This is a genomic window from Gillisella vitis (assembly GCF_021559775.1).
Taxonomy (GTDB): domain Bacteria; phylum Pseudomonadota; class Alphaproteobacteria; order Rhizobiales; family Rhizobiaceae; genus Allorhizobium; species Allorhizobium ampelinum.
On sequence record NZ_CP056047.1, the window covers coordinates 756,528 to 782,344 of the forward strand.

Consider the following 25,817-nt stretch of genomic DNA (forward strand, 5'->3'; position numbering starts at 1 on the left):
CGGTTCTTGCCAAAGCTGGTGCATATCGTCATGGTCGTAGCGGATAAATTGCCGCCTTTCAATGCGACTCCGCCGCCTGAGGATGCCTGCCATGAACGAGAAACCTGCCGTCCTTTCCAATCTTGCCGCCATCGATGCCGCCCATCATCTGCACCCGTTCAACGACACAAAAAAGCTGAACGAGGCAGGTGTGCGCATTATTGAGCGTGCTGAAGGCGTCCATATCTGGGATGCGACGGGCAAGAAATATCTGGATGCGTTTGGCGGGTTGTGGTGCGTCAATGTCGGCTATGGCCGCAAGTCGATTGCGGATGCGGCCTATGCGCAAATGCAGGAACTACCCTACTACAACACGTTTTTCGGCTCCACCACGCCACCGGCGACACTCTTGGCCCAGAAGGTCACAAGTCTGGCCGGGCAGCAGATGAACCATGTGTTCTTCACCAATTCAGGCTCGGAAGCGACTGATACATGGTTTCGACTGGCGCGGGTCTATTGGAAGGCACTCGGCCATCCCACCAAAACCCAGGTGATTGCCCGCAAGAATGGCTATCATGGCTCGACTGTTGCGGGCGCTTCGCTGGGCGGCATGAAATACATGCATGAACAGGGCAATCTGCCGATTGAGGGTATTCACCACATCAACCAGCCCTATTGGTATGGCGAGGGTGGCACCCTGTCACCTGACGAGTTTGGCCTGAAGGCCGCGCAGGAGCTGGAAGCGAAAATTTTGGAATTGGGTGCGGAAAACGTCGCGGCCTTTGTCGCCGAGCCAGTGCAAGGGGCGGGCGGCGTAATCATTCCGCCGCAGACCTATTGGCCGGAGATCGTCCGGATCTGCCAGCACTATGACGTTCTGCTGGTCTCCGACGAAGTGATCTGTGGCTTTGGCCGGTTGGGCAGCTGGTTCGGCTATCAGCATTTCGGTTTCGAGCCGGATCTGGCCCCGATTGCCAAGGGCCTATCGTCAGGCTATCTGCCGGTTGGTGGCGTGCTGGTCTCGGATCGGGTGGCCGAGGTGCTGATCAATGAAGTCGGCGATTTCAATCACGGCTATACCTATTCCGGCCATCCGGTCTGTGCGGCGGCGGCATTGGAAAACATCCGTATCCTCGAAGAGGAAAAGCTGGTGGAGCGGGTGCGCGACGATATCGGCCCCTATTTCGCCACGGCGCTGGCGTCGCTTGCCGATCATCCGTGCGTGGGCGAAGTGGTCAGCCTTGGCCTGATCGGCGCGGTGCAATTGACGGCGGACAAGGCGTCGCGCCGTCGTTTCGCCAAGCCCGACGATGTTGGCGCGCAAGTGCGTAATCAGTGCGTTGCCAGTGGCGTGATTGTCCGCGCCACCGGCGACCGCATGCTGTTTTCACCGCCATTTATTATCTCCCGCGCCGAGGTCGATCAGGCGGTGGAGGTTTTGGGCAAGGCGCTGGACTGGCTGCGCGACAATTATCGCGAATAGGTCACTTTATTGCCAAGTCTCTGACATGCTCACGCATCCTCGCCTTGAAGGCGTTGTAAATATCTCAAATGCTTGCACGGCTTGAGATATTTGCAAAGGGAATACAAGGTCATTTTCAATGACCTTGGTATCACGCAGGCTTCCAATCAAAGGGCAGGGGCGCTTCGCGGAAAGCGAAGCGGTCGAGATGGCTGGAGACCACGCCTTTGAAGCGCTCCAGCAGGTCATCGCTTGCGGCTTCGATGGTGACAGTCAGTCCTGCTTCGTCGCAAGTCATCACAGCGATGGCATTGTCGAATTTGACGGTACCTTTTTGGTCGCCGAGATCGACCTCCAGTTTATGGCTCCAATGCTTGCAGAGCTGCTGGACATATTTCCAACCGTGTTCGGTTGGGACGGTGGCAATGGTTTTGGTCATGATCAAAGCCTTTCAATTTTGCTGGCTGCTTCATCGAGAATGCGGGCGACGTCCAATTGTGTCTCGCGCGATACGTCGTCCTGGGCGAGCCGGTCATGGATCACGGCGCGCAGATTATGGATTGCTCGGCGCACTGGCCCGGCATCGGTGCGTTCGGTCAATTTGGCAAGGGCGGTCAGCCGGGCGATGGCAATCTCTACCGCTTCGGCATTGTCGTCGAGGTGGATTTTTCCAGCCTCGGTAATACCCAGCAATTTGCGGGCACCCTCGGTCTGTTGTTCCTCGGCCAGCCCCATATCCAACAACAGGGTCATGGTCGGATAGATCACGCCGGGGCTGGGCGCATAGGCGCCGCCCGACAGCCGCTCGATTTCGCGGATCAGGTCATAGCCATGGCGCGGCAGTTCCGAAATCAGCTTTAGCAGCACCAGCCGCAATTCGCCGGTTTCAAACATTCGGCGGCGTTCGCCATCGCGTCCGTGCTTGCCGCCTGGTCCCTTGTGTCCAAAAGGACCGCCACGCATCGCGTGCATCAGGTCGGCAAGTGGATGGCCCCCTCGACCGCCATGTCTGCCACCATGTTCCCCTTGGTATTCGTGTGAATGAGAAAACCGCATTGTGTATCTCCGATAAGTTTTTATAGGTCTAAGATATATCTTAGATAAAATCTATCAAGAGGCATTGCGATTTTTTTTGCCAAATCGAAATGTCAGGGTGTGGTGGAATAATAGAGGGCGTAGCCGAAGGAATAGAGCGAATGCGGCCGTCCATGCAGGAAGGGCAGGGCGATTTCGCCGACCGATTGCGCCTGAAGGCCGGGATAGGTGGCGATCCAGTCCTTCATTGCCTTCGGCATTTCCGGATTGGGCCTGCCGAAATTGCGCCAAATCACCAGCAGCGGATGCTGCGCATCGAAACGTGCTGGTACAGGTACGCCGCTGGTCGGGGGAACGGTGACAGCAATATCGGGTGCATGCAGGCGAATGTTGCCAGCCATCTGCTGATCGCTGGTCAGCACCAGAACCGGGCGGTTTGGCGCAGAGGCGAGTGCTGTGGAAACGGCTTGGCCATAGGGTACATTCTGCTTCTGATAATGGCCGATAATGCCGGCACCAACCACGCGGCCATAGAGGATGACAGGCACCAGCACCATGATGGTAAGCGCTACCACCAGAAAGCGGCGCAACTGGCCATCTTCGCCCAGGCCAGCCGCTTCGACTTTCAGGCAGAGATAGAGCGGCAGCATCAGAAAACAGGGCGCAAGCCAGCGGTCCTTGATGGCGCTGACCCCGCCGAAGATCACCATCAACGCCAAAACCGCGACCACAAGCAGCATCATCCGACCCAGCAACCGGGTCCATTCATTGCTGGCGGACAAAACGGAAGCGGCTGGACGCGGCAGATGCGGGAAGGGCAAGGTCCGAGCGAAGGGTATCAATAGCAGCGCCATGGTGGGCGCGGCGCTGGCCAGAACCGCAGTGCTGAGCGAGGTCAGCCCCTTGAAGATTTGCTGCGGTAGGCTGGTAATATTGTCATCGGTCATTTTACCCAGCGTATTGCGCGTCGCTTCCTGCATATGCTGGAAAAACCACAGGGCATGTGGCAGCACGATGGCCAGCGCCACGCCAGCCGTCAGCAGGATGCGCCAATCCAGCAGGCGACGACGGAATTTCGGCTCCGCCAGGATGGCGAGGAAGGCGGCGCTGACCAGTAGGACGAAGTTGTATTTGGAAATAAACCCGCAGCCGATGGCAGCCCCGGTCAGGGCATAGCTCCAGAGACAGGGAGATTTCAGGGTCCGCAACACCCCGAACAGCAGCAGCGCGGTACAGAAAATCAGCGCGACGGTATGGGTCAGGTCTCGCTGTGCCTCAAAGCTGATCTGCGGCATGGTCAACAGGCTGAGGCAGGCGATGATGACGAGATCCCGGCTTTTCAGCACCTGTGCTGCGGCCAGCGCGATCAACACGTAGCTGGCAAACAGCATCAGGTTTTTCAATAGCGCCAGCGCCAACCGGTTGGGGCCGAGTAGCTCCACCACGCCATACTGGATCCAGTTGTAGAACGGCGGCTGGCTGTCGTAGCCGATTGAAAGCCATTGCGCATAATAGAGCTGCTGGCCTTCGTCCAGTTCCAGCGACGCGGGTAAGGCCAGACGCACCAGCACCTGAACGATGAAATAGACGCCCAGGAGAAGGAAGAGCGAAGCGGGCTTCTGCCGGAGCGTCAAAATCATCTCAGATATCCTTGGTATCCGGTGCCTGGTCGTAGGTCTTGCGGATCACATAGGCGCGGGGCGCGTCATAGGAACGGGTCAGCATTTCCGCGACAATGCCAGTGGTGATCATCTGGATCGATGCCAGGAACAGCATGACGCCGACCAGCAGCAGCGGGCGCGTGCCGATATCCTCGCCCATCAGCTTGATGACGAACAGATAGAACAGGATCAGCGCGCTGATCGTGCCGATGAAGAAGCCGATCATCCCGAAGAAATGGCCGGGCCTCTGGCGAAACCGCATGAAGAACAGCACGGCCAGCAGATCGAGCACGACGCGGGCGGTGCGGGAAATGCCGTATTTCGAGGTGCCGAACTGGCGGGCGTGGTGATTGACCACAGTTTCGCCGATCCGTGACGATGGAATGACGCTGGCGACCCAGGCCGGGATGAAGCGGTGCATGCCGCCCATGATGCTGATCTGTTTGATGATATGGGCGCGGTACAGCTTCAGCCCGCAGCCATAATCATGGATGCGCACGCCGGTGACCTTGCCGATTAGCCGGTTGGCGCACCAGGAGGGGATCTTGCGCAGCACCAGGGCATCCTGCCTTGCCTTGCGCCAGCCGCAGAGCAGGTCGAGATCACGGCTTTCCAACTCGACGATCATGCCGGGAATGTCATGCGGATCGTTTTGCAGGTCGCCGTCCAGCGAGGCAATCAGCCGTCCGCGTGCGGCGTCGAAACCGGCCTGAAGGCCCGCTGCCTGGCCGAAATTGCGCTGGAATTCGATGATTTTCAGGTCCAGGCCCTCCCGACCGATATAGGCCTGCGCCCGGCTCAATGTCCGGTCGGTGGAGCCGTCATCGATGACGATCAGTTCCCAGGGCTTGCCGAAATCCTTCAGCGCTTCCATCACCCGCTCGATCATGCGACCAATATTGTCTTCTTCGTTCATGAAGGGCACGACGACCGACAGTTCGATCGCGGATGCGGCATTATCAGAGGAAGCAGGGCCGGTCACGGCGGCGAAACGGTCTGTCGGCAAGGGAGGAACTCCGAAAATTGCTGGCCTTTATAAGTCCGGGTGTTATAGGAACCGGCGCGGCCACGCAATTCGGAACTGTCAGGGCAATGACCTCAATCGATCAAAGTCACCGCAAATCGTGGATAAAGCGCCATGGCGTTTCCCTCATCGCCTTTATCGCCATTGCCGCTTACGTGGTTTTTGTCGAAGCCGTCTGGGGCTGGTCCATGGTGCTGCAAGAGTGGCAGGCGTTGGGCGTGTCAACGGTTAGTCTGGCGCTGGGGCTGTTGGTGTCCACCTCTCTGGTGCGGGCATGGCGGATCTACGATTATTTCCCACGCCAAACCTCGGGCCGGTTCACCGCGCTGTTTCATCTGGCACAGGTCCATAATCTCCTCAATATCCTTTTGCCGTTTCGAAGTGGTGAGACCAGCTTTCCGCTGCTGATGCGCTCGGAATTTTCCGTGCCGCTGTTGTCAGGTACCTCGGCGCTACTGGTGATGCGGCTCCTGGATCTGCATGCGCTTCTGGCTGCCGCAGGTCTCGGCCTGGTGCTGGGAAGGCCGCAGCCGCAAGTGTGGGGAATGGCTTGGCTGCTGTTTCTGATTCTGCCGCTGATCGGTTTTGTGTTGAAACGCCCGGCAATCCTGTTTGCCAAGGCGCGATTTTCCGGCAGGTTGCTGAAGATTGTCGAAGGCGTGGAGGCAGGCCTGCCTGCGCATAAAGGGGCGTTTTTCCGGGCCTGGGCCATGACCATCATCACCTGGGGTACAAAGGTTCTGGTGTTTGCCTGGGTGTTGAGCCTGATGCAGGTAACGCCGCTATCGGCGGCTTTTGGCGGAGCACTGGGCGGAGAGCTTTCCTCCGTCCTGCCCTTTCATGCGCCCGCTGGTGTCGGTACCTATCCGGCTGGCATCGTCGCCGGTGCAGCCGCTCTGGGAGCGGCCGTGCAGGATATGGACGGATTGGCCAAGGCCGCCGTCAACCTGCATCTGATCGTCATTGTCTCGGCTTTGCTCAGTGCAGCGCTCTCGCTGGCGCTGCACGCGGTTTTCCCGTCGCCTGTGCGAAAGCCCTGAAACGGCAAGGCATCAACGGCAAGGCATCGAAGATGCCTTACTGGAAGGCCGTCTCGAAAAAGCTTCTCAGCTTGCGCGAATGCAGCTTTTCTGTCGGCATCGCACCGAGCTTCTGCAAGGCACGAATACCGATCTGCAAATGCTGGCTGACCTGGGTCTTGTAGAAGGCCGTCGCCATGCCCGGCAGTTTCAATTCACCATGCAGCGGCTTGTCGGACACGCAGAGCAAGGTGCCGTAGGGAACGCGGAAGCGGAAGCCATTGGCGGCAATCGTTGCCGATTCCATGTCGAGCGCAATGGCGCGCGATTGTGACAGGCGCTTCACCGGACCGCGCTGGTCGCGCAGTTCCCAATTGCGATTATCAATGGTGGCTACCGTGCCAGTGCGCATAATCCGCTTCAGCTCGAAGCCCTCATAACCGGTGATTTCCTCTACCGCATCTTCCAGTGCCAGCTGCACTTCGGCCAGCGCCGGGATCGGTACCCAGACCGGAAGGTCGTCGTCCAGCACGTGGTCTTCGCGCATATAGGCATGGGCCAACACATAATCACCCAGCCGCTGGCTGTTGCGCAGACCGGCGCAGTGGCCAAGCATCAGCCAGGCATGTGGGCGCAGCACGGCCACGTGGTCGGTGATTGTCTTGGCGTTGGACGGGCCAACGCCGATATTGACCATGGTAATGCCAGCATGACCCTTCATTTTCAGGTGATAGGCTGGCATTTGTGGCAGGCGGCCAAGCGGCGCGCCGGAGGAGGGCGCATTTTCACCGGCCAGAGTAGTGATATTGCCCGGCTCGACAAAGGCCGTATAGCCTTCGCCGCCATTGGCCATCAGGGTGCGGGCATAGGCGCAGAATTCATCGACGTAAAACTGGTAGTTGGTGAACAGCACGAAGTTCTGAAAATGCTTGGCGCTGGTCGCGGTATAATGCGACAGCCGCGCCAGCGAATAATCGATCCGCTGCGCCGTGAAAGGCGCCAGTGGAAACGGTTCACCGGCTGGCGGCTCATATTCGCCATTGGCGATTTCATCGTCTGTGGTCGACAGATCAGGCGTGTCGAAAATATCGCGCAACTGGATATCGGAAAAGCCGGTGGCCGAGGCCTCGACATGGGCGCCTTCGCCGAAGGCAAAATGCAACGGGATCGGCGTTGTCGATTCACTGACCTTGACCGGCACCTGATGATTGCGCATCAGCAGAGACAGCTGTTCCTTCAGGTAATGGCGAAACAATTTCGGATTGGTCAGCGTCGTCGTATAGATGCCCGGCGAGGTGACATGGCCATAGGAAAGTCGGGTATCCAGATGGCCGAAACTATTGGTCTCGATACTGACCTGCGGATAGAAGGCCCGATAACGGCCCTCTATCGGTGCGCCATTGGCAAGGGCTGTAAACGCATCGATGAGAAACGCCGTATTGCGCTCATAAATCTCTGTAATCGCATCGACGGCCTCGCGGGCGTCGGCAAACAGCCTTGCCTCGTAAGCGGGTGGGCTGATGATGGTGACAGGGATAGGCCCAGGGATGGAATTGACGATTCTATTGCTCATGAGACGTTATATATCGGTCTGAATAACAAGCAAACGACAGCCATGCATTTCCGCTGAATTTATCCCCTGCGCGCCGCGATGCTTTGGATGGTCGGCGCCGACCCGTTTTGCAGCGAATAGAGCCGCTCTCCCGTCAGGCCCGTGCGCAGGTTTTGCGGTATCCGGTTAGAATTGATTACCAGTATGGAAAACAGCGCCGCGAACACCGCCATGATAACCGTCACTGCCGTCAGCCGTAGTGTAATGTCTCTCATGATATCCCCCGATAGCTTGATGGTTTTGATATGAAACGATCAAGCTATCGCGAGGCTGGAATTCTGGCTGACGCTTTTGCGTTTGTCCCTTGAACTTGGCGCCATGATCTTTACCTCAGGGGCAGGCAGACATTGCGTGATGCTTCAAAGGAGAGAGCCCATGACAGCGCCTATCGAGCTTTTTTACTGGCCTACCCCGAATGGCTGGAAGATTTCCATTATGCTGGAAGAACTCGGCCTGCCCTATGAGGTGACCTACATCAATATCGGCAAGGGCGAGCAATTCGCGCCGGATTTCCTGAAAATTTCGCCCAATAACCGTATGCCAGCGATCATCGATCCGGATGGTCCTGGCGGGGAGCCGATATCTGTGTTCGAATCCGGCGCCATCCTGCAATATCTCGGACGCAAGACCGGCAAATTTTATCCCAAGGACGAGCGCGCGCGCGTCGAGGTGGATCAATGGCTGTTCTGGCAGATGGGCGGCCTCGGTCCGATGGCCGGACAAGCGCATCATTTCCGCCAATATGCGCCGGAAAAGATCGAATACGGCATCAATCGCTATACCAATGAAGTCAATCGGCTCTATGGCGTGATGAACAAGCGGCTGGCGGATCGGGAATTTCTGGCGGGCGATTATTCCATTGCCGACATGGCCTGCATCGGCTGGGTCGTACCCCATGCCAATCAGGGACAGGACCTCAACGATTTCCCCCATCTGAAGCGCTGGTTTGAGGCGATGATGGAACGCCCGGCGGTCAAGGCCGGTATTGCTGTTGGCGCCGAGCGGCGCAGCAATGTCGCCACCGATGAGGAAGCCAAGAAAGTCCTGTTTGGCCAAAAGGCGCGATAAGCGGGCGTCTTCAAAAATGGTCAATACCGCGCCGGTATGATCCGGCGCGGCGAAATATTACAGTCTGGTCCAGGTCTGGCTCTTGCACAGTACGGCCAGCACGCAGCCCTTCAAATTGAGGGATTTGCCCTGGACATTTGCCGAGCCGGAATAGGTCTTGTCATTATCCGGATCGGTGACTTCGCCGGTATAGCTGGCACTTGCGCCACTCAGCTTGCCGATTTGCTTGCCTGCATGCTTGCCCGTCTTCAGGGTGATGCAAAAGGCTGTGCCACAGCTGGCGATCTCGGCAGTTTCACCGCTCGCCGTCTTCCATTTGCCTTCGATCGGCTCTGCCGCGCTGACGCTTGTCAGGCTTAAGGCCAGTAGTCCGGCTGCGAGTAGAATAGTTTTCATCCGTTCCTCCACGATCCTCCGCCCCCGATATGGTTTCGGGTAGCAAGACCATCAAATTAAATGACGCGCACGTAAACGTAAATAGGGCTCTGATGCGATGTGAAGGGCGCCATGACGAGGCTGACATTTCGAAACATTTCTGCGCCTCTCTTGATCATGGTGAACAAAGAGTAAAATCACAACTGTAAAAGATCGGTAAAATTAACCTCTATTTGCCGGTAAACCAGCCGCTGTAATGCTTAACGGAAAGACAAGTTGACAAAGGGTTTCGAGCCCGTTTGCCACCCGTTAAGCAAGCATTTTAAGCGCATTTTGAAACCCGTCCGACATAATGAACCCATCAAACGAGCAGGGAAAACCTGCCGCACCGCAAGCACCGAAAAGCGACGCAAGATCGCCAAGATGTTGACGGTTCAGACATGAAAACAGGGACTTAGCCTGGTGGGGTATTCCGGCGCAATGATAAGCCGGAAACCCGCCATGACACTGAAAAAAGACCAACCGAAACCAAATTGGACAGGGACTAGACCATGGCACGTTTCGATATGCAGGCAGACGATATGGCCACGATTGGTGGCCAGCCCCAGGCTGATATCTTTCGGATCATGGGCCTGATGTATGCCACCGGTCGTGGCTGCGAGCAGGATCTGGTGTCTGCCCATAAATGGCTGAATATCGCCGCGATCAAAGGCTGTGACCGCTCCGTCGGCCTCCGCTCCGATCTGGCCTCGACCATGACCAAAAGCCAGTTGGCCGAAGCGTTGCGTGACGCCCGTGAATGGATGACCTCCCACTGATCCACCGCCATCCAAACAGGGCATCAACGAAACAGGGTAATACCAAACTACTCAACCGCGACCAGCAGGAACAAGGCTGGCGCGGTTTTTGTTTTCAAACGGTATTGTCGCCGTGTTAGCCGATATCGCGCAGCACGACTGGCAGCGCCTGTTCCAGCAAATCGAGATCCTCCGGCAAGCCAGCGCTGATGCGGATACAGCGATTGAGCGGCGCCACGCCCGGCATGCGGATAAACACGCCATGCTGCATCAATCCATCGACAATAGCGCGGGCATAGGCCGGGTCGCGACCGCAGTCCACCGCCACGAAATTTGTCGCTGAGGCCAATGGTTGCAGGCCATTCTGGCGCGCAATCGACGAAATTCTCTCCCGTGCCGCGATGATCCGCGCGACGGTTGCGGTCAGATAATCCTGGTCGGCGAGGGCGGCAAGAGCTGCGGCGACGGATGTTCGCACCATGCCGAAATGATTGCGGATCTTGTCGAAGGCAGACACCGTTCCAGGCGTGCCGATCGCATAGCCGATCCGTGCCCCGGCCAGGCCGTAAGCCTTGGAAAATGTCCGCATCCGCAGCACATTCGGCAGATCGATAAGCGCATCGACAGCAGGGATGCTGCCAACCGGGGCAGTTTCGCTATAGGCTTCGTCCAGAATGAGCAGGCATGTCTCCGGCAAGGCGCGGGCAAAGGCAACCACGTCGTGGCTTTCATGCCAGCTTCCCATCGGATTGTCGGGATTGGCGAGATAGGCCAGCGGCGCATTTTCGCGGCGCACGGCCTCCAGCAAACCGTCGAGATCCTCGCGGTCCTGCCGATAGGGCACCGTCACCAGTCGCCCGCCAAAGCCATTGACGTGAAAATTGAAGGTCGGATAACCGCCAAGCGAAGTGACGACTGGCAAACCCTGTTCAATCACCAGCCGCACGGTCAGGCCTAGAAGATCATCGACGCCTTCGCCAACCGCAAAATTATCGGCGGCAAGGCCATAATGGGCGGCCAGGGCGGCCTTCAGATCGAAATTTTCGGGATCGGCATATTTCCAGATGTCGGATGACGCGGCCTGCAACGCCAGGTGAACTTTGGGCGAGGGGCCGAAGCCGCTTTCATTGGCGCCGATCCTGGCCTTGACTGGCAGACTACGCTGGCGCTCGATAGCCTCGGGGCCGACAAAGGGAACGGTGGCGGGCAGGCGGGAGATAAGCGGCGTAAACCGCGAAAAGGATGACATGAACGCTATTCCTGGCGAATCGGTGTCGCTGAGAATAGAAAGGCTGTAAGGAGCCGCCAAGGGGCATTAGATCAAACAACAGCGGCTAGCCCTCTTTATTGCAGCCGACGGCAGTTGATTGAAAATAAATGGTGCGCAATGAGGTTTGAGCGCCTGCTCACCGGGCAAGTCTGCCTGTTCCTGGCTCAACGGTCTTTCCAGCATTGTCCTTGGTGCGGTCGGCGCTCATGACGAAGTCGGTACGGATAATCCGTTGCAACAAGACTTCTGAAATCGGCATCAGGAATTTGACGCCAGCCCTTGTGCCGTTTCGATAAGCTTCGGCACAGCCGATACGTGTGGCAATCCCTAAAACCTCCAGATAATAGTGACTGCCAAGGCCGATCCCGGTATCCAATTCTATACCGGCGCCACCGCGGGAAATATCCAGCACCGTGGCGCTGCGCATGGTCACGCCGCTCAAACCAGCGCGGACCGCCATGATACGAGCCGGCCGACGGACCTGATAACGGTCCCAGCGCCGCTCATACATTTCAGAAGTGACGGTTGCTAAATGGGTTCCTTGCAGCATGATCTCTCCTCGGTTGTCCTTGTTGTCAGGAGAAGTTTGCCGCAATGGCATTTCAGAGCGTTGAATCTATTCCATCAAATTTGAGCGATTGGACTAATTTTAAAACCAAAACGAGAATACATCAAGAAACGCAACTCAATCTCAAGTTCAACCTATGTTAGTCTGTGCCATTACGGCCCAAATTCGAATGAGAGCTTTACGACGTGATGAAGGAATTCGGGATCGATCAGCATGTTGAAGCTCACCACTGCGGTCTCTTGCTCCCTGCGCATCAAGGTGCAGCCGATCTCGTCGCGAATGCCTAGAATTTCCAGAAAGAAGTTTTTCGGCACGGGTAGCATGCGGCTGACTTCGAGTTCCGCACCTTGCAGAGAGATTTTGCGGATCAGGCAGCGTACCGTGGTTTTGGTGCTGAGATGGTGGCCGACAAAGATGATTTTGCCAGGTCGGTCAATGCCGAACTTCTTATAGACAAGGTCCCGCGGAATGTCCTTTTTTGCATCGGGAATGTTCTGCAGGGGCATGACACCAGTCCTTCTTCTCCTTCTTGGTATCCCAGTTTAACGCAGTTTTCCTAATTGTTTGCCTCATCTTGTCGGTAAAATTTTCGAGCCTGACGAACTGCGAACTCTCTTCTGATCCGTCCAAGGTGAGGATATGGCCGAACTTCTGAATCCGGCATTATTACATCCAGGCGTGGCAACCGAACTTGACGGGTTGGCATCCGGTATTTACCCGTTGATGAGAATGGTTATCGCGCTGACCGCCGCATTTTCCGGCAAAGAATTCGCGATTTTTCTGGAGGGATGGCGTGGAAAATTCATTGGTGATTGTCGGCGCAGGGCAGGCCGGTTTTTCTGTTGCGTCAAAACTACGGGCACTGAACGACCAACGACCGATTACCATGATTGGCCTTGCGCCGGAATTACCCTATCAGCGCCCACCGCTTTCAAAAAAATATCTGATCGGTGAAATGAGTTTTGATCGACTGCTGTTGCGGCCCGCCCAATGGTACGATGAAAACGCGATCACAATGCGCCTTTCCAGTTGGGTGGAGGAAATTGATCGACCGAAAAAGCTGCTTCGGCTTCAGGACGGTTCATCACTTTCCTATGACACGCTCGTGCTTGCCACCGGTTCGACGCCGCGCGGATTGCCGCAGGAAATTGGCGGCAATCTTGCTGGTGTCTACACGATCCGCAACAAGGCCGATGCTGACCGCCTGGCTGAGGTGATGAAACCAGGGCGGCGGCTGTTGATCATAGGGGGCGGCTATATTGGCCTGGAGGCTGCTGCCGTGGCGCGCCATCTCGGCCTTGAGGTCACTGTGATCGAAATGGCCGACCGCATTCTTGCGCGTGTTGCTGCAAAGGAGACTGCCGATTTCATTCGTGCCGTTCACCAGGGCCATGGCGTGATGATTCGCGAAAATATGGGCTTGAAACGCCTTCTCGGCACAAATGATATCGTGACCGCTGCCGAGCTTTCAGATGGCAGCAGGCTCGATGTCGATCTGGTGATCGTCGGTATCGGCGCTACCGCCAATGACGGATTGGCGCGCAACGCCGGACTGCATGTGCAGAATGGCATTATTGTCGACGGCTATGCCAGGACATCTGATCCTGACATATTCGCTGCTGGCGATTGCGCGCTGCTTCCTTGGGGTGAGGGAACTGTCCGGCTGGAATCAGTTCAGAATGCCGTCGATCAAGGGGAAGCCATCGCCATGGTGCTCGCAGGTGGGACAACGCCCTACATGCCAAAACCATGGTTCTGGTCGGATCAATACGATCTGAAACTGCAAATCGCCGGGCTTAACTTGGGCTATGACGAGACGATTATAAGACCGGGCACGCGCGAGGGTAGCCTTTCCGTCTGGTATTATCGCCAGGACCGTTTCCTTGCGGTCGATGCCATCAATGATGCCAAGGCCTATGTGACAGCCAAGAAGCTTCTGGAAGCCGGCCGGTCCGCCGATAAGGCAATCATTGGTAATCCGCAGGAAGATTTAAAGCAGTTGCTGGCCTGATCCAGCGCTGACGAAATAGCTCTCGGGGCCATTTTAAAGCACCTCAGGCCCTTGAGGCGTGGAAGCATCTGCATCTCGTTCAAAGCGACAATGCGTGAGTATCCGCGCCTTGATAGAAGGCAAGCCAAATTCTCTCAGGAAGAGTGAACCCGGTTTTCCCGAAAAGACAAACGACTACACAAGACGGGAGAGTTTGTATGGTTCAGCCGAAAGACCCCAGACAATCCTAGAACCCAATCCTTCGAACCCAGTCCTATAAGAGGGGATTATAGGCAATAAGCGCAATCGCGCTTTATATCCAACACTGCTTGCGAGATTGCGCCTCGCATCAAGGCAATAAAAAACCTCCGGGCGTAAACCCGGAGGCAATTGTCAACTGAAGATCAACAATCAGATCAGAACTTGCGTTCCAGACGAACAAAGCCCGTCCAAACGTCGTCGTTGCCATCCCAATCGTGGTCCTGGTACTGAGCCGAAACCTTAGTGGTCAGGCCTTCAGCCAGCTTGTAGTCAACCGTCAGACCAGCTCTCCAGATGTCGCGACCGAAGTAATCGCCATCGGCGTCAACCTGAGTTTCGCCCCAGTACTGAACGCCAGGAGTCAGGCTCAACTTGTCAGTGATCTTTGCAGCGTACTGAGCAGCAACAGTCCACTTGCTGAGGTCGTAATAGGTGCTTGCGCCGGTCGAGTAGATCGCAGCGATACCGAATTCGCCAGGACCAACTTCAGCTGTTGCCAAGCCGCGGACAGCACCGTTGCTGGTTGCGAAGTCCCAAGAACCGAGCAGGTTTGCGGTGACCGGACCGTAGGTCGTGCCGATCTGAGCTTCAAGACCAACGCGGTTGTTCTTGCTGTACGGATCCGAGCCAGCAGCCGGAGTACGGCTGTAGTAACCCGTCAGTTCGTCAACCGAACCGTATACGAAGAAATTGTCAGCCTTGTACTTGTAAGCAATCGAGTTCAGACGGTTCGAACCGATATCGTCGGTTTCGCCGGACAGATCGCTATCCCAAGGATTGTAGAACGAACCAACCTGGAAGCCAGCAACAGTGATGAAGGCTTCGTCGAGTTCGAGGCTGCCGCCGTTTTCATCAGCCCAGGTGCGGACCGTGATGGTGGAGCCGATCGTGCCGAGTTCGGAGTCGTTCTTGGCATCAAAAGTAACGAGGCCACGCGTACGAGCGTTCCAGTTACGATCATCGCCCAGGCTGTTGTTGCTTGCGCCCTGAACTTCAAAACGAACGTAGCCGCTCATTTTCAAGCAGGTTTCAGTGCCGGGGATGTAGAAGTAGCCAGTGCCGAAAGCATCGCAAACGCGGACGTATTCAGCAGGTTCGGGGGCAGCGGCAACAATGGCGTCAGCAGCCTGTGCGCCAGATACTGCTGCGAGAGCCGCAGCGGAGCCGAGAAGAAGGCCCTTAATATTCATTTTTGATCTCCAGTTTGTCGTTTAGGAAATAGAGATATGCTCTCTATGAACCGCTCTTGTTGTTTGCCCCCCGGCATACTGACTAGGCCCCGAATTCCAACGGGGCCTAGTCTTAGTCTTATCTCCTAAGAGATAATTAGAACGAACGCTGCAAGCGAACGAAGCCAGACCATACGTCGTCGCTGTTGCTCCAGGCATGATCCTGGTACTGAGCGGAAACCTTGGTTGTCAAGCCTTCAGCCAGCTTATAGTCCAGCGTCAAGCCACCCTTCCAGATGTCACGGCCGGTGTAATCGCCGCTGCCGTCAACCTGGGTGTTAGCGAAGTACTGAACGCCAGGAGTCAGGGTCAGCTTGTCAGTGATCTTTGCTGCGTATTCGGCAGCAACAGTCCACTCAGCCTTGTCGTAGTAAGCGGAAACGCCGGTCGAGTACAGGCCAGCGACGCCGAGGACGCCAGGACCGAGGTTTGCGGTTGCGAGCAGACGAACAGCGCCGTCGTTAGCAACTGCGTCCCAGCCACCCAGCAGGGTTGCTGTTACTGGACCGAAAGAACCGCCAACCTGGCCTTCAATGCCAACGCGCTTGTTCTGGCCGTAAGCATCAGCCTGGCTGAGGTCACGCGAACGGCTGTAGTAGCCGGTCAGTTCGTCGACAGCGATGCCAGCGAAGAAGGTGTCGGACTTGTAGTTGTAAGCGATCGAGTTCAGACGGTTCGAGCCGAGGTCATCGGTTTCGCCGGAGAGACCCGTATCGAAGTAGTTGTAGAACGAACCAACCTGGAAGCCAGCAACAGTGATGAAGGCTTCGTCGAGCTCGAGGCTGCCGCCGTTTTCATCAGCCCAGGTGCGGACAGTGATGGTGGAACCGATCGTGCCGATTTCAGAGTCGTTCTTGGCGTCGAAAGTGACGAGGCCACGAGTACGAGCGTTCCAGTCGCGGTTACCCGACCAGGACGAGTCGCCGTCATTGCTGTTTCCCTGAACTTCGAAACGGACATAGCCCTTAACGCGAAGGCAGGTTTCGGTGCCGGGGATGTAGAAGTAGCCAGTGCCGAAGGCGTCGCAAACGCGGACGTATTCAGCTGGTTCCGGAGCAGCAGCAACGATAGCGTCTGCTGCCTGGGCGCCGGATACTGCTGCGAGAGCCGCAGCGGAGCCGAGAAGAAGGCTCTTGATGTTCATAATGACCTCCAGTCAAGTTTCATTAGGGTCTGGGCTTGTTTGGCTGAAGGACAGCATTTCCTGCCCCCATTCCCGTTAACGTATGAAACGGACGATCCACCGCCTCGCTTCTGGATTTGAAAATACAAAACGCTGCCGCGCTTGCAATCGACAAACGGCAAACGGGGCGGTTTCGCCATAGCCTTCCCCGTTTGATGTTGCTGAAAGGACACAAAGCTATGGCTGAACCGGGGCATTTGTTTACTCTTTGTTAAGAAACGCTTTGAAAAACAAAGGCTAACGCCAACCACCTGAAAACCGGCTTGAATTCCGACCTCATCCGAAATGCGGCAAATTCGGGCGATTCGATGCCCACGAGTGCTATTTGGAGGCGATCTGCAGCAGAGTCGCTTCAAGGTGAGACGATGTTTTCAACAGCCTCTCCGGCAGGCAGTGTAGCAAAATCGGACTGAGGACAGCCAGAATCGATAGCGATTCTATTTTAGAGCCTAGCGATTCTCTCAACCAATCGCGGTGTCGCTCTTTACCTGGCGAGGTTCGCGCATGAGTCCACTTCTTACAGGGAGAGTTATGCCCGTCTTCTTATAAGGGCAATTAAAGGCGATCAAAACGAGACAGAGCAGCGTGGCCGCACGAGACGAGCATGCCGGAATTGTCCAGGCAGGCACAGTGGTGCGCGGTTTGCTTTGTTTGTCATGAGGAAATGGCGCCTTTATCGTGGAAGTTGGCGAAAAGCGCTTGCAATCGAATCTACGACGACATAATCAGACCGCACCGGAGAGGTGGCCGAGTGGTCGAAGGCGCTCCCCTGCTAAGGGAGTATACCAGAGATGGTATCGTGGGTTCGAATCCCATCCTCTCCGCCATCAAACAAACTTCCATTCAGTCATGTCATAACAATCGCAACGGCGTGCTGTTGTCGTTGAACGCGTTATTGTTTTACCTGCCGCTCAGGAACCGCTCGATCTCGTCTGCAAGCGGCATGAGGTGCAGCAAGGGCGCGTGGCCCTGGCCCTTGGCGATGACCAAGCTGGCCGATGGATGGCGAGCGATCATTGATTCGCTTGCCTGCTTCGATAGCAGTTGCGAATGCTCACCGCGAATGATCAGCAGGGGGAAGGCTGCCAGCGCCTCGTATTGCACCCATAGATCCGGGATGTGCTTGCTGAAATCGATGCTGGAGATTTGCGCGGCAATCGCGGGATCGTAGTCGGCGACGGGAATGCCGTTCTCGTCCCGGTAGAGTGCCTGCGCCATGTCTTCCCAGTCCTGCTGATCCAACACCGGAAACGTCACACCATGCACGGATTTGAGATAGGCGGGGCAATCGGCCCAGGTCTTTGGTCCGCCACCACTGCCCAAGTAATCCCTGATGGCGATCAGGCCCTCTTTTTCGAGAACCGGTCCCACATCGTTGAGAATCACTCGGCGAATACGGCTGGAGTGCATGACGGCCAGGAAATGCAGCAGAAGCCCGCCTCTGGATGTGCCGATAAAATCCGCCTGAGCGATGGCCAGCTCATCCAGCGCTGCGACCACATCGCCCATTTCCGTCAAAAGATTGTAGTTCTTCGGGTCCGGATCTCGCCCGGAGCCGCCACGACCGCGCGAATCGATGCAGATCACCCGTCTTCCGCCCGCAGCAAGCCGCTGCGCCAGTTGCGTGAAATCACGGTGATTGCGGGTCAGGCCGGGCAGGCAGACGACCGGGGGCAGGGAAGCCAGATGAGAATCGCAGCTGGCTTGGTAATCGCGCACGAACAGTTGGATGCCGTCGGCGGCTGTAATCGTCCGGTCTTGAAAGGTCCCATTCTCCAGGTGTTGCATGCCGTGAACTCCTGTTGTCGTCACCTGATCCGCGATCGGCCGTCAGCGGCCATAACGAAGATCGTGCTCGATATCTGCGGTCTGCCCCAGCCGGGTCTTGTAGATCTGGTAGTTTTCCATGACCCGCTGCACATAGCCGCGCGTTTCGGGGAAGGGGATGCGCTCGATCCAGTCGACCACGTCATCAATTGGCATGCCACGGGGATCGCCATAGCGGTTGATCCATTCCGGCACCCGCTTCGGTCCGGCATTATAGGCAATGAACGTCAATATATAGGAGCCGCCGAAAGCATCGATCTGCTCGCCCAGATAATGGGCGCCGAGCGTGGCGTTATAAGCGGCGTCCTGGGTCAACCGGTCCGGTGAAAATGCCATGTCATGACGCTTGGCGACGGCCTTTGCCGTGGCGGGCATCAATTGCAGCAAGCCTTTGGCATTGGCGGCGGACACGGCGGCCGGGTTGAACGCGCTTTCCTGACGGGCAATGGCATAGGCCAGGGCCTTGCCGGAGCCGGCAATATTGGCGGAAGCCGGAATGACGCCGATGGGAAAGGCCAGGGCAGGCACGTTTATGCCGCGGCCATAGGCGGTCTTGCCCACTTGCAACGACAATTGGTGATTGCCAGCGCGTTCGGCTTTGGAGGCGAGAAGCGCCAGTTCTCCAGGGCTTTGCAATTGTTCGGCCAAGGCCCGGTAAAGGCTTGCGCCGCGCCATTCGTGGCCGGCGGCCTTGTAGCGATCGATAGCGATAATGGCTTCCCGGCTGGCGAAACGGCGGCGGTCTTCCTCCGTTGGTGTCGGATAGCGAATGTCGAGCCGTGTCTGCTTCAGGCGGGCGCCTGCCAATTGTCCATAGAAGGTGCCGGGATAATCGGCGGCCCGGACGAAATCCTGCCTGGCTGCGGTCGGATTGCCTTGCGCTTCATCGGCACGTCCCAGCCAATAATAGGCGCGCGAGGCCGAGAGGGGCCGGTTCGATGCCTCGACAATCCGGCGAAAATGCTGGGCTGCGGTTTTTGGATCATTGAGGCCGCGCAGGGCATACCAGCCCGCATGAAACTCGGCATCGACGATATCGACCGGGTCGGTGGCGGTATAGCCAGCGGCAACCTGATAGGCCAGCCGGTATTTGCCGTCATCGGCAAGGCCGCGCGCCACGATGCGCCGTTCATTCCACCATTCGCCCGGATTGACCAATCGTGACGCGTCTCTGGGCACAAGCGCCAGCAGCTTTGCCGCTTCCTGGTAATTGTCCTGACGGCGCTGATACTCGATTTTTACGAAAAGCAATGCGGGATCATTGCCAAACCGTGCGCTGGCGGCCTGAACCAGCGTCACGGCCTTGGGCGAACGGCTGTTTACCGCCATCCATGCAGTATAAAGAGCCTGCGCATCGCCAAGCGAGGCGAAGCGCTTGGCCTGGGCGGTGCGGCCGCGATACATCAGATAATCCATCCGCAGCTTGTGATCGGCGCGGGTCAGCAGGCCGCCGAATTCGCTCAGGATGCGGTCTTCGGTGGCGATCTCCAGCGGCTGGCTGCGCCACAGGTCTTTCAGGATAAAAACGGCGCGGCTGCGGTTGCCGCTTGCCACCAGGGCTCGGGTCAGGATGATCGTGCCTTCTGCCGTTTCCGGCTTGGTCTCTCCGAAGGCTGCCAATACATCCGGGGCTGGCGGGTTTTCGCGCAACAGCGCTTTTTCCGAATTGGCGCGGAAGGCGGAAAGCCCCGGCCAGCCTTTCAGCTCGCGCTGGGCATTGGCAATTTCTGAGGAAGGGATACCGGCAAGGCCGGACATGGCAATCGACCATGTCAGCATATGCCGGTCCAGCCCCTGGGGCATGGCATCGCGAATCGACAGCGCCAGCGCCCCGTTGCGGTCCGACAGCGCGTCGAGGCCGGATTTTAGCGGCGACCGTTCGACCGGCATGGGCGTGACAACCGGGATGGAGCCGGTAATGTCGCCAGAAACAGAGGATGCGGAAGAGGCCGAAGAGGCCGAAAGCGCTGCCGGGCGGTTGGCGGGTGCTGGTACATCCCCGCCACCCAGGATCGGCTGGGACCATGACACACCGGCAGGGGCCAGCGCCGTCACACCTATGGACAGGGCAAGCTTGAGCAAAATGGTCCGTTTCATCGGCAAACTCGTCCGGAAAATGCGCATAGCTCCCATTAACTCTGACCCCGATTAATGAATGCTTAATGAAATGGCGTCAATGCGACGAAAATTCCGCATTGAAAAACTGTCATAAAACCGGCCGAACCGTGCTTGTACCGGTGCGGGCCTAGCAGTAATGTGCCCGCGTTTGATTGCACATTTACGGCTGACCAGGGATTGGCGGCTGTTGGGAGTTCTATGCATGTTCCAGGGTTCCATGCCCGCGCTTGTCACGCCGTTTACCGAAACCGGGGCGATTGACGAGAAAGCCTTTGCCGCTCATGTCGAATGGCAGATCGCCGAAGGCAGTTCCGGCCTGGTGCCGGTCGGCACCACAGGCGAATCGCCAACCCTGACCCATGCCGAGCACAAACGGGTGGTGGAACTGTGCATCGAAGTGGCCGCCAAGCGGGTTCCGGTGATTGCCGGCGCTGGCTCCAATAATACGATGGAAGCCATCGATCTCGCCCAGCACGCTGAAAAGGCCGGGGCTGATGCCGTGCTGGTGGTGACACCCTATTATAACAAGCCGACTCAAAAGGGGCTGATCGCACATTTCTCGGCGATTGCGCAGGCGGTCTCCCTGCCGATCATCATCTACAATATTCCGCCGCGCTCGGTGATCGACATGAGCCCGGAAACCATGGGCAAGCTGGCCCAGGCCCATAAAACTATTGTCGGCGTCAAGGACGCTACCGGCAAGCTGGAGCGGGTTTCCGAACAGCGGATCACCTGCGGGCGTGAGTTCATCCAGCTGTCCGGCGAGGACGCGACCGCGCTGGGCTTCAACGCCCATGGTGGGGTTGGCTGCATATCGGTGACGGCCAATGTCGCGCCGCGCCTGTGCGCCGAGTTCCAGGCAGCGACGCTGGCCGGGGATTTCGCTAAGGCGCTTGATTATCAGGACCGGCTGATGCCGCTGCATAAGGCGATCTTCCTGGAGCCAGGTCTTTGCGGGGCGAAATATGCCCTGTCGCGGCTTGGTCGGATGGGCCGGACCGCCCGTCTGCCGCTGCTGTCGACGCTGGAAGCCTCTACCGAAGCCGCAATCGACGCGGCCCTTCAGCATGCGGGACTGATGAACTGAGATCATCAATTGGGGGCTGGGCCGGAGTACACATTGGCTCCGGCTTCTTCCATTACGGGTACTGCTGTATTACATAAGGCCTGACAGACCGGAGCAGTAACCCGCCGGCGGTAAGAAAAAACAAAAAGCATAGGTCGGATTGGACAGAGTTCATGGCACCCAGAGGCAGCCAGCGCACCGTAAACAAGATCGTCGCGGAAAACCGCAAGGCGCGGTTTAACTATGAGATCATCGATACCTACGAGGCTGGCATCATGCTGACCGGCACGGAGGTCAAGTCTCTGCGTGAAGGCAAGGCCAATATTGCCGAATCCTATGCTTCGGACGAGGGTGAGGAAATCTGGCTGATCAATTCGCATCTGCCGGAATATCTTCAGGCCAACCGTTTCAACCATGAACCGCGCCGTCGCCGCAAATTGCTGCTCAACAAGCGCGAGATCAACCGGCTGCGCGTGGCCATCAATCGCGAAGGCATGACGCTGGTGCCGTTGAAAATCTATTTCAACGAAAAAGGCCGCGCCAAGCTGGAACTGGCCTTGGCCAAGGGCAAAAAATTGCATGACAAGCGCGAGACCGAGAAGGAACGCGACTGGAACCGGCAGAAAAGCCGGTTGCTGAAGACGGGCTGAGATGCGTGTAAGTTGTCAAAGCGCCGCATAGAGTTTGCCAGGGAAAAGTGGAACCCGGTTTTCCCGAAAAGACAAACGAAAACAAAAGAATCGAGAGTCTGTCTGGTTCAATTTGAACCTGACAGACTCTCGTACGGCGTTTTGGCAGGCATGGCATGAGTTTTACCGCCCGTGCATCCCGATCAGGAAGGCATAGGCCGCCAGCCGGGCGTGCCGCTCCTGCTCCTCCCGGGACGAGATGTCCCTTTCGTCGAGGCCGATATCGCGCAATTGATGCGCATTCAACTCACTTATGTGGTTGCTCGGCTTTCCATTGCCCCGGCGTAAGGCATAGCGCGCCAGTCCCGAAGCGATCCAGCGATAGGCCATCGCAAAGCGACGGGTGAAACCGCCTCTGGGGGCCAGGACAACACTGTTTTTCGTCGGTTCTGTCGTGCGCATGATCTTTTCCTTTCAAGCGGGCACGAGGACAGGAGCCTACGTCTCGACGACGCAGACAAGCGATGGGTGAGGGGTGAAAAGGTGGCAGGCCGAGAACCTTGTTATCCATCATGGAAACAGGGAGGTTTTCCCTTTTCCTGGAAATACTCTGGCTGCCAGTGGACGCGCGAAAAATGACCGAGATGCGTCAAATCGTCCAGCGAATGTTTTGAATGACAACGATCAGCAACGCTTATGGGTTGTGTTTTATGCGTCGTTCGTGATTGAGCAACCACTGTTTGCGCCACAGCCCTCCGCCATAGCCGGTGAGGCTGCCATCCGCGCCAATGACGCGGTGGCATGGTATGACGATAGCGATCTGGTTTGCTCCATTTGCCCGCGCCACAGCCCGCACGGCGCTTGGACGACCAAGGGATGTGGCCAGCTTTGAATAGCTACAGGTCTCCCCCACCGGAATGTGCCGCAGCGCTTGCCACACATCGCGCTCGAATGGCGTTCCATGTCCGGCAAGCCGGGTTTGGAATCCCCGAGTTTCGAATCCATTGGGATCACCGCTGAAATAGCGAGCCAGTTCAGCCGCGATCTGTTCGGTCACGGCGGTTCGCCCAATTGTTACTCCGCAGCCTTGTCGTTCCTTCAGACGGTTCAGTTCCGTGGGCAGGGCAGGCCGGTCGGCAAACTCGAGCAGATGCAGCGCGTGATCGTCGGCAATCGCCAGCATCGGCCCGATCGGTGTGTCGATCCAGTCAGCCTTGAGCAGGTCGAGGTCCTTCATCCTTGCCGGAGCATTGCCGAGCAATTGGGTGATGGCGGCACGAAAGCCGCTGCCGGATTCATATCCAGCCTCCATCTGCGCTTCGATCACAGTCTCGCCAGCGGCGAGGACTTCGGTGCCAAGACTGATCCGGCGCAATCGCGCCATTTCGATAAAGCTGATCCCAAACCGACGCTTGAACGCGCGCCGGACCGTGGATGGATCATGACCGAGTGCAACGACGTCTGCTTCCTGCCAGCGGCGGCCAGGATCGGCATCCAGAAGATCTAGCAGGGTTTTCACCAGTGGATCGGCGTGGCCATAGGCAAGAAGCGGGCGGCAGCGCTTGCAAGGGCGAAAGCCGCCTTCAAGGCAGGCGGCGATGGTGTCTGTGAACCGGCAATTTTCCGGTTTGGGTTTGCGCGCCGTGCAGGTGAAACGGCAGAAAATCCGTGTCGAGGTGACGCAGACATAGGCGAAGCCGTCATAGGACGCATCTTTGGCGACCAGCGCGGCGTAAAGGATATCTTCGGAAGGTTGTTTGAACAGCATGAACAGGTTTTACGTCATTCCACCGGACTCCGCCGCCGAAAAACGGGCATGGATATGCCCGTTTTCAAAAATGTTCTGGCTGAATAACTCGGTTCATTTTTATCCGTTCATCAGGCCGCGTAGCTCTGGTGATAGGCCCCGGACCGTGGCGTATGCGCCTTCGTCCCTTGCGTCTGGAAACGGGCCAGCAGTGATGCCAGATGGTCGGATACGCCTTGCAGCGTATGGGTTGAGGCGTTGGTTTCCTCCACCATCGAGGCATTCTGCTGGGTCAACTGATCCATGCTCGAGATAGCAGCATTGATTTCATTCATGCCGGATGCCTGTTCCTGGGCGGCCTGGGCTATGGCTGCAATATGTCCGTCCACTTCACGAACCTGATCGCTGATGGTGCGCAAGACGTCGCCGGTCTGGTTGACCAGAGCCACGCCATTGGCGACGTCTTTCGACGAGCGGTCGATCAGCGTTTTGATTTCCTTGGCGGCATTGGCGGAGCGCTGTGCCAGTTCACGCACTTCCTGGGCCACGACTGCGAAACCCTTGCCTGCCTCGCCCGCCCGTGCGGCTTCCACCCCGGCATTCAGCGCCAGCAGGTTGGTCTGGAAGGAAATTTCGTCGATGACGCTGATGATCGAGGAAATCTTGGTCGAGCTGTCCTCGATGGCGCTCATGGCCGCGACCGCATTGCCGACGATCTCGCCGGATTTGCCGGCGGCCTCTGCGGCATGGCTGGCCACCGTCTGGGCTTCGCGGCTGCGCTGCGCCGATTGCTTGGCAATCACGCTGATTTCCTCCAGCGCCGCAGCCGTCTCTTCGAGGGCGGCGGCCTGTTGTTCGGTGCGCTTGGCCATGTCGTCGGTCGCCCGGGTCAGTTCACGGGTATTGGCATTGACCTGGCCTGCCTCGTGGCTGATTTCGTCGAAAGCGCCCGCCAGGGTGGCCACGGCCTTGTTGAAATTGCCGCGCAAGGCCTCGTATTGTGGCGCAAGCGGCGTGGTGATCTGTGCGGTCAAATTGCCGTTGCTGAGCGCTGCCAATGCATTGTCCAGGGCGCTCAGAGCCTGTTGCTGTTCTTCTTCGATTCTGGCGCGCTCCGCGGCAATTTTGCTGCGCTCCTCGCTCAATGCTTCACCATAGGTGGAAATGGCGAAATCCATATCCAGCATCGTGGCGCGGATCAGCGCGGAGATTTTTGGAATGGCGCCTTTCATGCGGCTGCCGAACAGCGTTCCACGCATCTCTGCTTCCAGCACGCCGGTGACCAGGCCTGAGAGAATCAGGCCATAGCCGTCGATATACCAGCGCGGGTCAAGGCCCAGCTTTGCATGGGTGCGGCCAATCGTGGTTGCCGAGGCAACATAAGCGCCATCCAGATGGCCGGAAAGCAGATGGCTCCAATGCTTGATCTGTTTCTGTTTGGCATGTTCGATATGGCTGTCGCTGGAAAAGAACTTCGCCGCTTCCGGATGCTGTTTGGCGGTTTGGTAGAAGATGTCCAGCGTCGGACCGATGGAATGGGCAATGATCGGCTGCAAGCCGGCGACGACCTGCAGATCGCTTGCCGTCAGCTTGAGGAAAGCCATTCGCTTGTGAAGTTCGCCATTGTCATCGGTTGCATTAGTCATGAAACACCCTGGTTCACTTATCCTGTTTTACAAATGCACGATCGTCAGCCATTCAACACGGAGATCGGCGCTGCGCTTTGCCATAACGCGAGGTCTCCGCTACATCCCATTTTGTCCAAGGTGTTGAAGACAGGATGCAAGAGGTGGCGCCTCGAGCCTTCTGTCGCTATCCGAGGAAAAATACTCAGCCTAGAAGCGCGCTATGGTTGTGTTGTCGGTCATCATTCTCCCGGGTGTGGATCTGTTGGGAT

The 25,817-nt window shown here is 57.3% G+C and carries 24 protein-coding genes and 1 tRNA gene; 8 read left to right on the forward strand and 17 right to left on the reverse strand.

Annotated elements, in window-relative coordinates; genetic code table 11:
* Positions 1–91 precede the first annotated feature (91 nt).
* Complete coding sequence (locus AVCG78_RS03420; protein ID WP_071585325.1) at positions 92–1,462, forward strand: aspartate aminotransferase family protein; 1,371 nt, start codon at positions 92–94, stop codon at positions 1,460–1,462.
* A gap of 130 nt (positions 1,463–1,592) precedes the next feature.
* Here the strand turns inward: AVCG78_RS03420 and AVCG78_RS03425 are convergent, their stop codons facing one another.
* From AVCG78_RS03425 to AVCG78_RS03440, 4 genes are all read right to left on the reverse strand, one after another.
* Positions 1,593–1,880 carry a DUF2218 domain-containing protein gene (locus AVCG78_RS03425; protein ID WP_071204747.1) on the reverse strand — a complete coding sequence of 96 codons (288 nt, stop codon included), beginning with the start codon at positions 1,878–1,880 and terminating at the stop codon, positions 1,593–1,595.
* Between the two features lie 2 nt (positions 1,881–1,882).
* Positions 1,883–2,497, reverse strand: coding sequence for a PadR family transcriptional regulator (locus AVCG78_RS03430; RefSeq protein WP_071204746.1), 615 nt, complete (start codon positions 2,495–2,497; stop codon positions 1,883–1,885).
* 92 nt (positions 2,498–2,589) lie between these two features.
* Positions 2,590–4,116 (reverse strand): glycosyltransferase family 39 protein, encoded by a 1,527-nt coding sequence (locus AVCG78_RS03435; RefSeq protein WP_071204745.1) that lies wholly within the window; start codon positions 4,114–4,116, stop codon positions 2,590–2,592.
* A 1-nt stretch (position 4,117) separates the two neighbouring features.
* The gene (locus AVCG78_RS03440; protein WP_234626834.1) at positions 4,118–5,053 is read right to left on the reverse strand and encodes a glycosyltransferase family 2 protein; all 936 of its coding nucleotides are present in this window, start codon (positions 5,051–5,053) and stop codon (positions 4,118–4,120) included.
* Positions 5,054–5,229: 176 nt separating this feature from the next.
* On the opposite strand from AVCG78_RS03440, the gene AVCG78_RS03445 reads away from it, so the two are divergent.
* Positions 5,230–6,201, forward strand: coding sequence for a lysylphosphatidylglycerol synthase domain-containing protein (locus AVCG78_RS03445; protein ID WP_071585324.1), 972 nt, complete (start codon positions 5,230–5,232; stop codon positions 6,199–6,201).
* A gap of 37 nt (positions 6,202–6,238) precedes the next feature.
* On the opposite strand, the gene AVCG78_RS03450 is transcribed toward AVCG78_RS03445, so the two are convergent.
* Together AVCG78_RS03450 and AVCG78_RS03455 are read right to left on the reverse strand one after the other, a co-directional pair.
* Positions 6,239–7,753 carry an AMP nucleosidase gene (locus AVCG78_RS03450; protein ID WP_015915435.1) on the reverse strand — a complete coding sequence of 505 codons (1,515 nt, stop codon included), beginning with the start codon at positions 7,751–7,753 and terminating at the stop codon, positions 6,239–6,241.
* A gap of 59 nt (positions 7,754–7,812) precedes the next feature.
* Positions 7,813–8,007, reverse strand: coding sequence for a hypothetical protein (locus AVCG78_RS03455; RefSeq protein WP_071204743.1), 195 nt, complete (start codon positions 8,005–8,007; stop codon positions 7,813–7,815).
* Between the two features lie 160 nt (positions 8,008–8,167).
* Here AVCG78_RS03455 and AVCG78_RS03460 point away from each other — a divergent pair, with 160 nt between their 5' ends.
* On the forward strand, positions 8,168–8,860 hold the full coding sequence (locus AVCG78_RS03460) for a glutathione S-transferase N-terminal domain-containing protein (protein WP_071585323.1): 693 nt from the start codon (positions 8,168–8,170) through the stop codon (positions 8,858–8,860).
* A gap of 57 nt (positions 8,861–8,917) precedes the next feature.
* Here the strand turns inward: AVCG78_RS03460 and AVCG78_RS03465 are convergent, their stop codons facing one another.
* Entirely contained in the window at positions 8,918–9,256 is a 339-nt protein-coding gene (locus AVCG78_RS03465; protein ID WP_015915437.1) for a DUF2147 domain-containing protein, read from the reverse strand.
* A gap of 530 nt (positions 9,257–9,786) precedes the next feature.
* On the opposite strand from AVCG78_RS03465, the gene AVCG78_RS03470 reads away from it, so the two are divergent.
* Positions 9,787–10,053 carry an SEL1-like repeat protein gene (locus AVCG78_RS03470; protein WP_015915438.1) on the forward strand — a complete coding sequence of 89 codons (267 nt, stop codon included), beginning with the start codon at positions 9,787–9,789 and terminating at the stop codon, positions 10,051–10,053.
* Between the two features lie 115 nt (positions 10,054–10,168).
* On the opposite strand, the gene AVCG78_RS03475 is transcribed toward AVCG78_RS03470, so the two are convergent.
* The 3 genes from AVCG78_RS03475 to AVCG78_RS03485 all read right to left on the reverse strand — a co-directional run bounded on the left by AVCG78_RS03475 (position 10,169) and on the right by AVCG78_RS03485 (position 12,376).
* Positions 10,169–11,281: a pyridoxal phosphate-dependent aminotransferase gene (locus tag AVCG78_RS03475; protein ID WP_071585322.1), complete on the reverse strand. Its 1,113-nt coding sequence runs from the start codon at positions 11,279–11,281 to the stop codon at positions 10,169–10,171.
* Positions 11,282–11,438: 157 nt separating this feature from the next.
* Entirely contained in the window at positions 11,439–11,852 is a 414-nt protein-coding gene (locus tag AVCG78_RS03480; protein WP_070149443.1) for a PilZ domain-containing protein, read from the reverse strand.
* Between the two features lie 170 nt (positions 11,853–12,022).
* Positions 12,023–12,376 (reverse strand): hypothetical protein, encoded by a 354-nt coding sequence (locus AVCG78_RS03485; protein WP_060715919.1) that lies wholly within the window; start codon positions 12,374–12,376, stop codon positions 12,023–12,025.
* Positions 12,377–12,663: 287 nt separating this feature from the next.
* Between AVCG78_RS03485 and AVCG78_RS03490 the strand changes: the two genes are divergently transcribed.
* Positions 12,664–13,881: an NAD(P)/FAD-dependent oxidoreductase gene (locus tag AVCG78_RS03490; RefSeq protein WP_071204740.1), complete on the forward strand. Its 1,218-nt coding sequence runs from the start codon at positions 12,664–12,666 to the stop codon at positions 13,879–13,881.
* A 395-nt stretch (positions 13,882–14,276) separates the two neighbouring features.
* On the opposite strand, the gene AVCG78_RS03495 is transcribed toward AVCG78_RS03490, so the two are convergent.
* Together AVCG78_RS03495 and AVCG78_RS03500 are read right to left on the reverse strand one after the other, a co-directional pair.
* Positions 14,277–15,311, reverse strand: coding sequence for a porin (locus tag AVCG78_RS03495; protein ID WP_071204739.1), 1,035 nt, complete (start codon positions 15,309–15,311; stop codon positions 14,277–14,279).
* 136 nt (positions 15,312–15,447) lie between these two features.
* Positions 15,448–16,494, reverse strand: a complete 1,047-nt coding sequence (locus AVCG78_RS03500; protein WP_071585321.1) for a porin — start codon at positions 16,492–16,494, stop codon at positions 15,448–15,450.
* 776 nt (positions 16,495–17,270) lie between these two features.
* On the opposite strand from AVCG78_RS03500, the gene AVCG78_RS03505 reads away from it, so the two are divergent.
* Positions 17,271–17,360, forward strand: a tRNA-Ser gene (locus tag AVCG78_RS03505).
* 73 nt (positions 17,361–17,433) lie between these two features.
* On the opposite strand, the gene AVCG78_RS03510 is transcribed toward AVCG78_RS03505, so the two are convergent.
* Together AVCG78_RS03510 and AVCG78_RS03515 are read right to left on the reverse strand one after the other, a co-directional pair.
* On the reverse strand, positions 17,434–18,321 hold the full coding sequence (locus AVCG78_RS03510; protein WP_071204737.1) for an alpha/beta fold hydrolase: 888 nt from the start codon (positions 18,319–18,321) through the stop codon (positions 17,434–17,436).
* A 42-nt stretch (positions 18,322–18,363) separates the two neighbouring features.
* Positions 18,364–20,457 carry a lytic transglycosylase domain-containing protein gene (locus AVCG78_RS03515; RefSeq protein WP_071585353.1) on the reverse strand — a complete coding sequence of 698 codons (2,094 nt, stop codon included), beginning with the start codon at positions 20,455–20,457 and terminating at the stop codon, positions 18,364–18,366.
* Between the two features lie 223 nt (positions 20,458–20,680).
* Between AVCG78_RS03515 and dapA the strand changes: the two genes are divergently transcribed.
* Both dapA and smpB read left to right on the forward strand, forming a co-directional pair.
* Positions 20,681–21,565: a 4-hydroxy-tetrahydrodipicolinate synthase gene (dapA, locus tag AVCG78_RS03520; RefSeq protein WP_071204736.1), complete on the forward strand. Its 885-nt coding sequence runs from the start codon at positions 20,681–20,683 to the stop codon at positions 21,563–21,565.
* 152 nt (positions 21,566–21,717) lie between these two features.
* Positions 21,718–22,194 carry an SsrA-binding protein SmpB gene (gene smpB / locus AVCG78_RS03525; RefSeq protein WP_015915448.1) on the forward strand — a complete coding sequence of 159 codons (477 nt, stop codon included), beginning with the start codon at positions 21,718–21,720 and terminating at the stop codon, positions 22,192–22,194.
* A gap of 162 nt (positions 22,195–22,356) precedes the next feature.
* On the opposite strand, the gene AVCG78_RS03530 is transcribed toward smpB, so the two are convergent.
* The 3 genes from AVCG78_RS03530 to AVCG78_RS03540 form a co-directional block, all read right to left on the reverse strand.
* Complete coding sequence (locus AVCG78_RS03530) at positions 22,357–22,635, reverse strand: hypothetical protein (protein ID WP_071204735.1); 279 nt, start codon at positions 22,633–22,635, stop codon at positions 22,357–22,359.
* A gap of 232 nt (positions 22,636–22,867) precedes the next feature.
* Positions 22,868–23,941, reverse strand: coding sequence for a bifunctional transcriptional activator/DNA repair enzyme AdaA (locus AVCG78_RS03535; protein ID WP_071204734.1), 1,074 nt, complete (start codon positions 23,939–23,941; stop codon positions 22,868–22,870).
* A gap of 110 nt (positions 23,942–24,051) precedes the next feature.
* Positions 24,052–25,566: a methyl-accepting chemotaxis protein gene (locus AVCG78_RS03540; RefSeq protein WP_071204733.1), complete on the reverse strand. Its 1,515-nt coding sequence runs from the start codon at positions 25,564–25,566 to the stop codon at positions 24,052–24,054.
* Positions 25,567–25,817 lie beyond the last annotated feature (251 nt).